This is a genomic window from Fulvimarina manganoxydans (genome assembly GCF_900176465.1).
GTDB lineage: Bacteria > Pseudomonadota > Alphaproteobacteria > Rhizobiales > Rhizobiaceae > Fulvimarina > Fulvimarina manganoxydans.
The window spans coordinates 50,524-62,980 of the sequence record NZ_FWXR01000015.1 but is presented as its reverse complement, the minus strand read 5'-3'; the positions used below and the strand labels follow the sequence as shown (position 1 = coordinate 62,980).

Annotated in this window: 12 protein-coding genes and 1 pseudogene; 7 read left to right on the top strand and 6 right to left on the bottom strand. The window is 62.6% G+C overall.

Annotation, left to right across the window (positions count from 1 at the left end; translation table 11 throughout):
* Positions 1 to 56 precede the first annotated feature (56 nt).
* Positions 57 to 509: pseudogene (locus B9A15_RS23420) on the bottom strand (phosphatase PAP2 family protein); the annotation flags it as partial.
* Between the two features lie 517 nt (positions 510 to 1,026).
* On the opposite strand from B9A15_RS23420, the gene B9A15_RS15335 reads away from it, so the two are divergent.
* From B9A15_RS15335 to B9A15_RS15325, 3 genes are all read left to right on the top strand, one after another.
* Positions 1,027 to 2,598, top strand: coding sequence for an ArnT family glycosyltransferase (locus B9A15_RS15335; RefSeq protein ID WP_084411305.1), 1,572 nt, complete (start codon positions 1,027 to 1,029; stop codon positions 2,596 to 2,598).
* A gap of 98 nt (positions 2,599 to 2,696) precedes the next feature.
* Positions 2,697 to 3,788, top strand: coding sequence for a 2'-deoxycytidine 5'-triphosphate deaminase (locus B9A15_RS15330; RefSeq protein WP_084411304.1), 1,092 nt, complete (start codon positions 2,697 to 2,699; stop codon positions 3,786 to 3,788).
* 94 nt (positions 3,789 to 3,882) lie between these two features.
* A complete protein-coding gene (locus tag B9A15_RS15325; RefSeq protein ID WP_084411302.1) occupies positions 3,883 to 5,286 on the top strand; it encodes a DUF2254 domain-containing protein in 1,404 nt (467 codons plus the stop codon).
* Between the two features lie 7 nt (positions 5,287 to 5,293).
* Here the strand turns inward: B9A15_RS15325 and B9A15_RS15320 are convergent, their stop codons facing one another.
* The 4 genes from B9A15_RS15320 to pip form a co-directional block, all read right to left on the bottom strand.
* Complete coding sequence (locus B9A15_RS15320; protein WP_084411300.1) at positions 5,294 to 5,629, bottom strand: zinc ribbon domain-containing protein YjdM; 336 nt, start codon at positions 5,627 to 5,629, stop codon at positions 5,294 to 5,296.
* Between the two features lie 107 nt (positions 5,630 to 5,736).
* Complete coding sequence (gene ruvB / locus B9A15_RS15315; protein WP_084411298.1) at positions 5,737 to 6,783, bottom strand: Holliday junction branch migration DNA helicase RuvB; 1,047 nt, start codon at positions 6,781 to 6,783, stop codon at positions 5,737 to 5,739.
* A 134-nt stretch (positions 6,784 to 6,917) separates the two neighbouring features.
* Positions 6,918 to 7,190, bottom strand: coding sequence for a DUF6894 family protein (locus B9A15_RS15310; protein WP_139798417.1), 273 nt, complete (start codon positions 7,188 to 7,190; stop codon positions 6,918 to 6,920).
* A 41-nt stretch (positions 7,191 to 7,231) separates the two neighbouring features.
* Positions 7,232 to 8,179 carry a prolyl aminopeptidase gene (gene pip, locus B9A15_RS15305; RefSeq protein ID WP_084411294.1) on the bottom strand — a complete coding sequence of 316 codons (948 nt, stop codon included), beginning with the start codon at positions 8,177 to 8,179 and terminating at the stop codon, positions 7,232 to 7,234.
* A 54-nt stretch (positions 8,180 to 8,233) separates the two neighbouring features.
* Between pip and B9A15_RS15300 the strand changes: the two genes are divergently transcribed.
* Together B9A15_RS15300 and B9A15_RS15295 are read left to right on the top strand one after the other, a co-directional pair.
* Entirely contained in the window at positions 8,234 to 8,428 is a 195-nt protein-coding gene (locus tag B9A15_RS15300; protein WP_084411293.1) for a hypothetical protein, read from the top strand.
* 194 nt (positions 8,429 to 8,622) lie between these two features.
* Entirely contained in the window at positions 8,623 to 9,726 is a 1,104-nt protein-coding gene (locus B9A15_RS15295; RefSeq protein ID WP_170923323.1) for a matrixin family metalloprotease, read from the top strand.
* A gap of 639 nt (positions 9,727 to 10,365) precedes the next feature.
* Here B9A15_RS15295 and B9A15_RS15290 read toward each other — a convergent pair.
* Complete coding sequence (locus tag B9A15_RS15290) at positions 10,366 to 10,626, bottom strand: DUF6894 family protein (protein WP_139798416.1); 261 nt, start codon at positions 10,624 to 10,626, stop codon at positions 10,366 to 10,368.
* A 447-nt stretch (positions 10,627 to 11,073) separates the two neighbouring features.
* Between B9A15_RS15290 and B9A15_RS15285 the strand changes: the two genes are divergently transcribed.
* Both B9A15_RS15285 and arsH read left to right on the top strand, forming a co-directional pair.
* Positions 11,074 to 11,421, top strand: a complete 348-nt coding sequence (locus tag B9A15_RS15285) for an ArsR/SmtB family transcription factor (RefSeq protein ID WP_084411287.1) — start codon at positions 11,074 to 11,076, stop codon at positions 11,419 to 11,421.
* A gap of 140 nt (positions 11,422 to 11,561) precedes the next feature.
* Entirely contained in the window at positions 11,562 to 12,287 is a 726-nt protein-coding gene (gene arsH / locus B9A15_RS15280; RefSeq protein WP_084411396.1) for an arsenical resistance protein ArsH, read from the top strand.
* The last annotated feature ends 170 nt before the right edge of the window (positions 12,288 to 12,457 follow it).

Sequence of the window (12,457 nt, the reverse complement as noted above, 5' to 3'; positions counted from 1 at the left end):
CACCGAAACACGAAGGCGTCAAGCGCAGCGCCGCGACGACCGGTAAAGAACGGTCGCAAAGCGAAGATGACGCCGAGAGTGATGCACCAGGACAAGAGAACATCGGACAAGAAATGTCCGCCCATCGCGATCCGGTTCAAAGACAGGACCACAGCCATCGTCATCACCGCCACCGCGACGGAAAGGCGAAGCGCCTTGGGAAACAGCCAGACGATGGCCACCAGCGCGATGGCCGAGGAGGCCTCGCCCGAGACGAAGGAGCAATTGCCGAAGCAGCCGCCATGGACGGTCCAGACGGGGGAGAAGTCGAGCCATCCGCCAAATTCGATGACCTCGCGCGGCCTTGCGCGCCCGAAGACATCCTTGAAGAACGCATTGACGATCAGGGCTGGCCCGAAGGCATAGACCCCGATGACAAAAAGGGCGTCACGCGGCCGGGGAATGAGCGGCAGGCGCCGCCCCGCCAGGGCGCCGAGACCAAGGGCGAGAAGCGCAAAGCCAACCGCCATCGCGGTGATCGTGGTCCCGACCTCCCGAGCCAGTTGAAGCTTGGCGACATCGGCGACGGAAAAGCCCTGGCCCGGCTTGAAGAAGAGGCGGGATATGGCGAGATCGAGAGAGGGGAAGGCGAGGAAGAGAAGGGACAGACAGACGAAGGCGAACAGGCACAGAAGCGCCGGCGTAAAGGGCGAGGCCCGAACGATGCGGACCCGTTCGCCCGAGGCCTGTTCGACCAGCGGGTCCGCGAGCGCCTCACGCATGGGCGCCGAAGAATTTGTATAAAGGCTCAACGGCCCATCCCCGCAGAACGGCCAGCTTCACGATGCCGGAAGCGCACAATGCGCCCTTGATCTGGACCGGTCTGACATTCTCTCACGACGCACTCGGCCCAATCTGTTGCTTTTGCTCTGGACCGGGTCTATTCGCCCCTTGCCTCACCCCGATGCAAGCCCGGTTCGTAAACGCACGCCAAACCCCGGTCCCAAGGCCCGCACGCCTAATGGCGGCGGCTTATAGGAGACCTCTATGACACTTTTAAAAACGGCTGAAGGCGCCTCGTCGCCGCGCCCGGTTCCACGCGGCTGGTGGTCGCAGCTTTATGCCGCCGGGACTGACGGGCCGGAAACACAGGGTGCAAGGCACGGGCTCGCCCTTCTCCTCTTCATTCTCGTCCTTCTGACCGCCTTTCGGGTGGCCGCCCTCTTCGTCTCGCCAAGCGAGCTCGGCTTCGACGAAGCGCAATATTGGGACTGGTCGCGCCATTTCGCCTTCGGTTATTTTACCAAGCCGCCGCTGATCGCCTGGATCATTGGTATCGAACGCGGTCTGTGCGGCGATACGGCCGCTTGCGTTCGGCTTGCCTCGCCCCTCTTCCATTTCGGCACAGCGATCGCGCTGGCGCTTCTAGCGCGCCGGCTCTATGGGCCCGCGACCGGCTTCTGGACCGGCATCTTCTATGCGATCCTGCCCGGGGTCTCCCTCTCCTCCTTCCTGATGACCACCGATGCGCCGCTACTCTTTCTCTTCGCGCTCGCGCTGCATCCGCTCATCACCTATCTCGAGCGACCCAATCTGACCTCGGCGTTTGTCTTCGGGCTCGTCGTCGGTCTCGGGCTCCTCGCCAAATATGCCATGATCTATCTGCCGGTGATGGTGGTGCTTGCCGCGATCGCCCTGCCTGGTCTGCGCCGCGCCGTGTTTCGCCCACTCTCGCTGGTCGCGCTTCTCGTCGCTTTTCTGATCCTTTCGCCCAACCTCTTGTGGAATCTCTTCAACGGGCTCGCCACCTTCCGCCATGTGGGCGGCGACAATATCGGCTGGAGCCTGTCGCGCCTCAACGCGGTCGGCGGCTTCGAATTCCTCGCCGCCCAATTCGGCGTCGCCGGTCCCATCATTTTCGGCGCGATGCTGAATGCAGGCCTTTTCGGCCTGCGCTCCGAGAAGCCCGAAACGGACCGGCTTCTCCTCTGGCTGTCCCTGCCGCTGGTGGCGGCGATCACGGTCCAGGGCTTTCTCTCCCAGGCCAATGCCAATTGGGCCGCACCCGCTTATGGGGCCGGAACAGTGCTCGCGACAGCGCTCATCCTGCGCGATCGCCGGCCGTTCTATTTCCTCGCCAATCTGGCGATCTGCGGCAGCCTCGCCCTCGCCCTTCTTCTCGTCACCGCCTTTCTCGATCCGACAGGCGCAAAGGGCCCTGCTCGGCAATTCGCCCAACTCGGCGGCTGGCGGGTGACGGCCGAGAATATCGAGCGGCTCGCAAAAGAGCGGGGCGCGACCACGCTCGTTTCCGAAAGCCGGGCCCTCACCGCCGGTCTCACCTATGCGCTAAGAGAGTCACCCTTGGCCGTCGAAGCGCTTTTGATGACGGGCGAGCGCGTCGAGGATCACTACCAGGCCGACCGGCCGTTCCAACAGGGCGAGCCGGTGACCGGCCATCTCTTCGTCGGCCTGTCCGACGCGGCCGCCAAGTCGCTCGGCCTCGTCCCGATCGCCGAGATCGTCGCGCCGATCTATTCGAACCGCAGCGGTGTCATGACCGTCTACGGCCCTTCCGGCGCCACCACGGTATCTCCGAGCTCGAAGTCCGGCGGATAGCACTCCCGTTAAGCCCATGCGTGGTTTCGCCATGACAGACGCGCGCATGCCCGGTAAGAAGCCGGATATGGACGGATGGTGACGGAATGGATCGAGCGATGGCTCAAAATGCGGGCGGAATCCTGCCCGACAGGCAGATTGGCGAGCTCAGCGCGAGTGGCGCCATCCGTTCGCCGCGCCCGTTCGACGAGGATCAGATCCAGCCGGCCTCGCTGGATCTGAGGCTCGGCGCCAAGGCTTACCGGGTGCGGGCGAGCTTCCTGCCAGGCGCGGCGCGCAGCGTCGCCGATCAGCTTGCCCGCTTCTCCCTCCACGAATTCGATCTGACCGGCGGCGCGGTTCTGGAAACCGGCTGCGTCTATATCGTGCCGCTCCAGGAGGCTCTGGCGCTTCCCGAAGCGGTTCGGGCGACGACGAACCCGAAAAGCTCGACCGGCCGGCTCGACATCTTCACCCGCGTCCTCACCGATCATGCGCGCGAATTCGACAAGGTCGCCGCCGGCTATAACGGTCCGCTTTATCTTGAAATTTCGCCGCGCACCTTCCCGATCCTGGTGCGCGAGGGCTCGCGCCTGTCGCAGATCCGCTTTCGCACCGGCGCACCGACACTCTCGGGCGCCGAGCATGAGAGTCTTCATGCAGCCGTGCGCCTCTCCTCCGACCAAGAGGCCGATATTTCCAGCGGCGGCATCGCCATGTCGATCGACCTTCGCGGCGATGACACCGGCCTCGTCGGCTATCGCGGCAAACGCCATACGGGCGTCGTCGATGTGGACAAGCGCGGCGCGAACCGCATCGTCGACTTCTGGGAGCCGCTGCACCGCACGACGACGGGCGAACTCGTCCTCGACCCGGACGAATTCTACATCCTCGTCTCCAAGGAGGCGATCCATGTTCCGCCGGACTATGCCGCCGAAATGACGCCCTTCGACCCCTTGGTCGGCGAATTCCGCGTCCATTATGCCGGCTTCTTCGATCCCGGCTTCGGCCATGCGCAAGCGGGCGGCGCGGGCGCGCGAGCCGTCCTCGAAGTGCGCAGCCACGAAGTGCCCTTCATCCTCGAAGACGGCCAGATCGTCGGTCGCCTCGTCTATGAGCGCATGCTCGCGCGTCCCGATCGCCTCTACGGCTCGGACCTCAAATCGAACTATCAGGCGCAAGGGCTGAAGCTGTCGAAACATTTCGTTTGAGGGCCGGCGCGCAGCGGCATTTTCGCGGCCCTGCCTTCTCTCGCGGGCGGCGGGCGATAGGTCGTGTCCGACCACGCCTTCACGAAAGCCGGATATGCGCGCCTATCTTATCCAGACCTATCAAAGCGTTCTCGCTTCCTATTGGTTCGTTCCGACGATCATGGCGATCCTGGCCGCTATCCTGGCTCTCGTTCTGATCCAGATCGACAATTGGCTTCCGAACACCTTTGTCGGCGACAATCCCTTCTTCTACGCGACCCAGCCGGACGGGGCCCGCTCGATCCTGAACGCCATCGGCGGCTCGATGATCGGCGTTGCCGGCACGGTCTTCTCGGTGACCATGGCGACCGTGGTCTTTGCCTCCGGCACCTATGGGCCCCGGCTCCTGACCAATTTCATGAACGACCGGGGCAATCAGGTGACCCTCGGCACCTTCGTGGCGACTTTCGTCTATTCCATCCTGGTTCTGCGGACCGTGCGCGACGGCGGCGACGAAGCGTTCGGCGCGATGTTCGTGCCCAATCTCGCCATCTATGGCGCGATCTTCCTCGCCATCTGTTCGATCGGCATCCTCATCTATTTCATCCACCACGTCCCTTCGAACATCCATATCTCGAACGTGATCGCGGGCATCGGCCACAATCTTCTTGGCCGGATCGATCGGGAGTTTCCCGACATTGCGGACGATGACGAGGGGAGACAAGAGCGTGACTGGCAAGTTCCGAGCTGTTTTCGCGCAGATGATCCCAACCGAAAGCCCGGCGAGGTCGCTTACGGCTCGATCCATGCCGAAAAGGACGGCTATATCCAGATTATCGACAAGGAGACGCTCATCGAGGCGGCGGCGGGGAGCGAGGTGATCGTGCGCGCGGCATGCCGGCCCGGCGTCTTCGTGCATTCCGGGCGCGTTCTCTTCGACGCCTGGCCCGCCGAGCGGGTGAGCGAAGACACGCGCAGCGCCATCCTCTCCTCCGTCGCCGTCGGCACCAGCCGCAGTCCGCGCCAGGATCTCAACTTCCTTTTCGACGAACTCGTCGAAATCGCCGGGCGCGCCTTGTCTCCCGGCGTGAACGACCCCTATACCGCCATCACGGCGATGGACTGGCTGAAATCGGCCATGGCGAGCCTCGCCTCGCGCCGCACCGACGATCCCTATTGGTGCGACGACGAGGACAAGCTCCGGGTCCTGACCGTGACAGCCGGCTTCGACGAATATCTGGAGATCGCCTTCGGCCATTTGCGGCAATACGCCTCGTCCGACACGATCGCCGGCGAGCATTTCGTCAACTGCCTGATCGAGATCGTGCCCGCCTGCAGGCGCGACGACCAGCGCCGCGCTATCCGCGACCAGTTGGACGCCTTTGTCGGCCTTGCCCGCGAGAATCTGAGCGGACGCTCCCTGAAGACCGTGGAACAGGCAGCCGCGCGACTGGATCGCTGCCTTATCGATCCCGAGGCCTGCATTCCGCGATGCCGGGTCGATATCCGCTCCGCGTGAGCCAGGGTCAGATCTTTCGAACGAATTCCGACTTCAGCTTCATCGCGCCGACCCCGTCGATCTTGCAGTCGATATCGTGATCGCCCTCGACGAGACGGATGTTCTTCACCTTGGTGCCGACCTTGACCACCTGGGAGGTGCCCTTGATCTTCAGATCCTTGATCACCGTCACCGTATCGCCGTCGGCGAGCGGATTGCCGTTGGCATCGCGGTATTGCGGGTTGGCCTCGCCGCCTTCCCCCAATGGCGCCCATTCATGGCCGCATTCGGGACAGATGAGGAGGTCTCCGTCCTCATAGGCGTGAGGGGACTGGCATTGGGGGCATGCGGGACTATCGCTCATCGATCAGATCTCGAAGAAGGGGTGGAAGGGGTGGAGCGAGCGGCGCGTCCGGCAGACGAACGGACCGCTTGCTTGACTGAGGTGGAGGAGTTCCGTGTTGTCCAGCCTCACGTCTCGCCGCCCTCTTCGAAGAGGCTCGACTGGACGCCCTGATAGCCAGCCGGGACGGCAAGGCCCATATGGCGAAAGGCATGCTGGGTGAGGACGCGGCCACGCGGCGTGCGCTGAAGAAAGCCCTGTTGCAGAAGATAGGGCTCGACAATGTCCTCGATGGCATCGCGCGGCTCCGACAGCGCCGCCGAGATCGTTTCGATGCCAACCGGGCCGCCGCCGAAATTCAGCGCGATGAGATCGAGATAGCGCCGATCGAGCTGGTCGAGGCCGAGACTGTCCACCTCCAGCCGCGACAAAGCCTCGTCAGCGATCGGCCGGGTGACGACCTTGGCCTTGGCGAATTCGGCGAAATCGCGCACTCGGCGCAGGAGCCGGCCGGCGATGCGCGGCGTGCCTCGCGCGCGCCTGGCGATTTCCCGAGCCCCCTCCTCGTCCATCGGCAGAGCCATCAGCCGCGCGCCGCGCAAGACGATATGTTCGAGCTCGGCGATCGTATAGAAATTGAGCCGGGTCTGAATGCCGAAGCGATCGCGCAAAGGGTTGGTCAGGAGACCCATGCGGGTCGTCGCGGCGACGAGGGTGAATTTCGACAGGTCAATCTTCACCGATCGCGCGGCCGGGCCTTCGCCGATGATGAGATCGAGCTGAAAATCCTCCATGGCCGGATAGAGGATCTCCTCCACCGCGGGGCTGAGACGGTGGATCTCGTCGATGAAGAGGACGTCGCGTTCTTCGAGATTGGTGAGAAGGGCGGCGAGATCGCCGGCCTTGGCGATCACCGGACCGGAGGTCGCGCGGAAATTGACGCCCAGCTCCTTGGCCATGATCTGGGCAAGCGTTGTCTTGCCGAGACCGGGAGGGCCGACGAAGAGGACATGATCGAGCGCATCGCCCCGCGCCTTGGCCGCCTCGATGAAGACCTTCAGATTGGCGCGGGCCTGGGCCTGGCCGACGAAGTCGTCGAGCACTTGGGGCCTGAGGGTCGTGTCGACGTCTTCGCCGCGCTTGTCGGGCGTAACGAGGCGATTGTCGTCGCTCATGGGGCAATGCTCCGCACCGGCTGGCAGGCCATTGGTCCGCCGTTCGGGACCTGGCACTTCTTAGAGCCTTCGCATAGCCCTCGGGGCGCGCGGGTTCAATCGTGGCGCGGACCGAGACGAGCGAGCATCCCGCCTCAATGGATGGCTTCGGCCTGGGGTGAGGACATGGCCAGCATGGCGATGACGAAGAGGAGACACCCGGTTTCGTCCGTCACCTCGACGCGCCAGGACCCGCTGTTGAGGACGAGATCGGGCTGATGCTGAAGAACCGTCGCGCCAAACATGACCGCCTGAGCGCGCGCCGCTTCGAAGGAGGGCAGTTCCGTGCCCTCGCGGTCCAGTTCGCGAGCGCCATTGGTGACATGAAAGAAGAAGCGCGGCATTGCAGCACCGGATGCATGGGTCATGGCGATCGAACGCCGCCGCCATTCCACCGGTTCCGATGTGATTAGCCGCCGAAGCGATCCGTTGCCTCGATCAGACGCTCCAAGATCCCGCTCTCGTCAAAGGCGTGGCCGGCGCCTTCCACGATGTGAAACTCGGCATCGGGCCAGGCTTTCGACAGCTCATAGGCGGTGCGGGCCGGGCACGGCATGTCGTAGCGGCCATGGATGATGGCGCCGGGAATGCCGGCCAGACGATGCGCGTTGTCGAGAAGTTGGCCCTCTTCCAGCCAGCAGCGATGGACGAAGAAATGGTTCTCGATCCGTGCAAAGGCGAGCGCGAAATGGGCGTCCGCAAAGGCTGCCGAGAGCTCGGCATTGGGGATCAGCTTGATCGTCTCGGCTTCCCATGTGCTCCAGGCTTTCGCGCAGGCGAGCTTCTCGGCCTCGTCCTCGCCGGTCAGGCGCTTGCGATAGGCGGCGATCATGTCGCCGCGCTCGGCCACGGGGATCGGGGCGAGGAACCGCTCCCATTTTTCGGGAAACATCTCCGAGACGCCGAAGCGGTAATACCAGTCGAGCTCGCTCTGCGTCACCATATAGACGCCGCGCAGAATGAGTTCGCTGACCCGGTTCGGATGGGTCTCGGCATAGGCGAGCGCTAGCGTCGAGCCCCAGGAGCCGCCAAAGACCTGCCAGCGCTGGGCGCCCACCATCTCGCGCAGCCGCTCGATATCGGCGACGAGATCCCAGGTGGTGTTGGCCTCGAGACACGCATGGGGCGTCGAGCGCCCGCAGCCGCGCTGGTCGAAGACGAGGATGTCGTAACGGGCAGGATCGAAAAGACGCCGATGGAGCGGACTCGCGCCGCCGCCCGGCCCACCATGAAGGAAGACAACCGGCTTGGCGCCCTTCGTGCCGCAACGCTCCCAATAGATCCGGTGGCCGTCCCCCACGTCCAGCATGCCAGTCTCGAAAGGCTCGATCGGGGGATAGAGATGGCTGGTGTGCATAGGGCGAAGGCTCCCTGACAGGGGATGGGACGGCGATAGACGACCCGATAGACCATGGCCGGCGCCAAGGCCAAAGCCTTTATTCACCCTGCCAGCGCGATTTTTTGCCGTGAAATCGGCCGCGAAACGCTCCAAGCGAAGCGCGTCGGGACCCTGAAAGCTTCCCCCAGAAGCACCGGTTCAGCGGCGGCCCAGCCAAACCGCCCGACCGACACCTTCAAGACATTGATATCAAACGTTTTTCTTTGATACCGCCGGATAAGCCGCAAGGCTAACAGAGAACGAAGCGCGATGCTTAACAAGACGAGAAACGATCAGGTAAATCAAACCTGAAATCAAACTATCAGATTTGAGGTCTATTCGGAACGTATTCTCAGATTCTGCTGGCTACCTTCGAAGCATAACGAGCGCAAAGACGCCGAAACACTTCGATGGGGATCGTCATGGACCACGTTCAGCAGAATTATTCTCTTAACCACGCCCATTGGCAGGAATTTAAGTCGGCCAGCTGGCAGAAGACGACCGTGACCTGGTCGTTCGCCGACTTCAACACATCCGCCGAGCGCATCAAGTTCGACGGCTTTATCACCAACGCGGACTTCCAAGAGGCGATCCGCGCCGCCTTCGCCGAATGGGCCTCGGTCGCCAATCTCGAATTCATCGAATCCGACGACACGTCCGGTGTCGATGTGCGGATCGGCTTCGGCGATCTGGACGGCGCCCGCGGCGTCCTGGCTACGACGGACTATTTTTACTCCGGAACCATGTTGAAGGAGTCCTTCATCCGCTTCGACACGGCGGAGAGCTGGCAGAGCTCGCTCACTTCCAACAGCCAGACGCCGACCTATCTCGTTGCCTTGCACGAGATCGGACATGCGCTCGGCCTCGGCCACTCGACCACCGGCGCCGACACGGTGATGAAGGCGACCTTGAACCGCGGCGCCGAAGGTCTCGGCGCCGACGATATCGAAGGCATCCAGAAGCTTTACGGCGCGGTCGCCGAACGACAGACCGAAGCCGGCAGCGCGCCGGATGCCCTGGCCGGAACCGGATGCGGTTGTGGCTGCGGAGATAGCGGCTTCAAATGCGACAATCCGGACCATCAGCCGGACGCTTCCACCCAAACCCCCAACGTGCCGGGGCTGACGCCCGATCTCTCCCAGGCTCTGGGCGATACGACGGAAGCCGTTGTCTATCGCTTGTATCTCGCCGCCTTCGATCGAGCGCCCGATGCCGACGGTTTCGGTTTCTGGGTCGACATGGCCTCGGATGCTCTCGATTTCACCGCGGTTGCGCAGACCATGATGCAATCGGACGAGTTTCAGGCGAAATATGCCGAGGCGACGACCAGCCACGCCTTTGTCGAAACGCTTTACGAGAACATCCTCGATCGTGACGGCGAAGCCGACGGCGTCGGTTTCTGGTCCAACATGATCGAGACCGGATCGCTCAGCCGGGCCGATGTCCTCGCCCAGTTCGCGGAATCCCATGAGACCATGGCCCACCTGACCGCAGCGGTCCATGCCGACGACCACCTGATCTTCTGATCGACCTTCCGAGGCGCTGGACCGAGCTTGTTCGGCGCCTTTCCCGGCCCAAAGACGCTCATAGGCATGAATCGGCGACCAAGGCCGATCCTGCCCCCAACGGCTGAGCCGGCATCATCCCCCAACTGAGCCGCCGTTCCATGATCGGAATGGCGGTCTTTTTTGTTTGCGAAGCCGAGCTTTGCAAAGGACGCAAGGAACGGCCGCCTTGCTTCGAAAAGGGCCGGATCGGCGGGCTGAATCTTTGAGCGCCAGGCGATATATCGGGATCGCAGTGCTCGACACTTCGCTCGAACGCAGGCGGCGACTTGTTTGCAAAACCAATACCGTCGACGCTTCGTCATTCTCGGCCAGCGTGCCGAGACTCCAGGCTCAGCGCCGCCTAAAGGCGGTTCAGAATTAGAGTCGGCCATTATTCCAGTTGGTCAAACCGCCGCGCTGGATTACCGGTACGGGGACCGAGAATGACGCGCGCGATGAAAGCCAAGGTCTGACCTTTAAGTGCCGAGCACTCGATATATGCCGTTTGAAAAGACTGTCGTGTTCCCTTCAATCGGGATCGCCCCCTCCCGTCTAACTCTCTATATTGCCACATGATATGACCGGGAAAGTCGTGCAATTTTCCGATCACATCATGCTCTAGTGCTGGCCGTTCGGATGAGGCGGCGTCAGCCAGCCGGATTCCACCGTCAGCGTCGCGGCGAAGACCGGCCGATTGGTCTCGTCGCGAACTTTGACCTCGGCGACATAATGATCGTCCTCAACCGGCAGGTTCTCAGCCACGATGACGGGAAGCGATGCGATTGCAAGGCGCCGCACCGTGGCGACATCAAGCCCGTCGCTACCCTGTTCATCCAATACCTCGTTCGTCCCGATCCGGACGTCGAAGTAATAGCGCATCGTCATTTCCTTGTTCGAGACCACCCTTCATGCAGGTCGCACATGGATGGGCGATGGGCCGTCTTTGCTCCCACCCTTTTTCGTTCACGGGGCAAAGGCGTTGATGGAAACCGGACGAGAGGGACGGATATCGATTTCAGTCCAATGCTCTCCCAGTGCTTGTTCGGCGGCATGCCCCGGCGGAACAGGTGAACTCTCGCCGCGCCATGCCTCAAACGATTACATATGCAATCGATTGCTATCCTTATATTATAAACTGACTCGGACACGGGACATAGAGGACCGCGCGCTTTATTCGGTCGCTGAGCAATTGATCCGCCGCACGGATCGCTCAAAATGCGTAGGGCGATCGAAAGCCGAGAAGGGTGGTGGGCAGCTCGGTCCCCTGTGGGGCCGTCCCAAAAGCGTATTCCTTGCATCCTACAAGGATCATTGTATAGTTTTGTCATGACCGATGACAATGCCGTTTCAGCGCTTGCCGCCCTCGCCCATAACGACCGACTTCGGGCCTTCCGAACTCTCGTGCGCGCTGGACCGAACGGCATGGCGTCGGGCGAGATCGCCGACCATCTTCAGGTGCCGCCGACACGGATGAGCTTTCATCTGGCGAGCCTCGAACGGGCCGGCCTCCTGCGCTCCTGGCGGGACGGACGGCGGATCCTCTATGCGGCGAGCTATGACGATATGCGCCGGCTTCTGGCGTTTCTCACCGAGGATTGCTGCTCCGGAAATCCGGAGATCTGCGGCGAACTGGCGCCCTTGGCAGCGCTCTGCTCATCGGATGATTGCGTGTGAGCCTTGAAACCCGTCGCAGCGACATCGCTCCTTGAGACAAGCGGCGCGACGGCCATTCCAACGCTCTCGTCAAGCTCGGCGCAGACGACATGGCCTTTCGCGCCCACCAGACCATCCATGCCACCCTGCCCGAGTTGCCCATGACCGATCCCCTGCCCTTGGACCTGCCGAATATCGACGCTCCCCAACTCCATCCGATCGACAGAGAGATGCTGGCGGGGTCGGGCGATCCGCGCCATCCGCCCCGCATCCTCGTTCTCTATGGTTCGATCCGCGAACGCTCCTATTCCCGCCTTCTGTCGGAAGAGGCCGGCCGGCTGCTTCGCTGGTTCGGCTGCGAGGTGAAGAGCTTCGACCCGCGCGATCTGCCGCTGCCGGACGGGGCAGAGGCAGATCACCCCAAGGTGAAGGAATTGCGCGATCTGGCCGACTGGTCGGAAGGGATGGTCTGGGTCAGCCCCGAACGCCATGGTGCCATGACCGGCATCATGAAGGCGCAGATCGACTGGATACCGCTTTCACTCGGAGCCAAGCGCCCGACCCAGGGCAAGACGCTCGCCGTCATGGAGGTTTCCGGCGGTTCGCAGAGCTTCAACGCCGTCAATCAGATGCGGATTCTAGGGCGCTGGATGCGGATGGTGACGATCCCCAACCAGTCCTCGGTTCCCAAGGCCTTTCTGGAATTCGACGACGCCGGCCGCATGAAACCCTCGGCCTATTATTCGCGGGTCGTCGATGTCTGCGAGGAACTCGTCAAGTTTACCTATTTGGTGCGCGGCCGCTCGGCCTATCTGACCGATCGCTATTCAGAACGGGTGGAAAGCGCCGAGGCGCTGTCGGAGCGGGTCAATCAGCGCAGCCTCTGAGCGATCGGAGTCTGTGAGATAGCTCCCCGCGGATGCGCGCCAGCTCCCGCTGCCATAACGCCAGGGTGATTCTGGATTGAAGGAACGCCGAGCGCGGCTCGGCCTTGTTGTCATAGCGTGCCCACGCATCATCGGGCGGGCGGTTGGACTTGCCGATGGCAAAGTGCCGA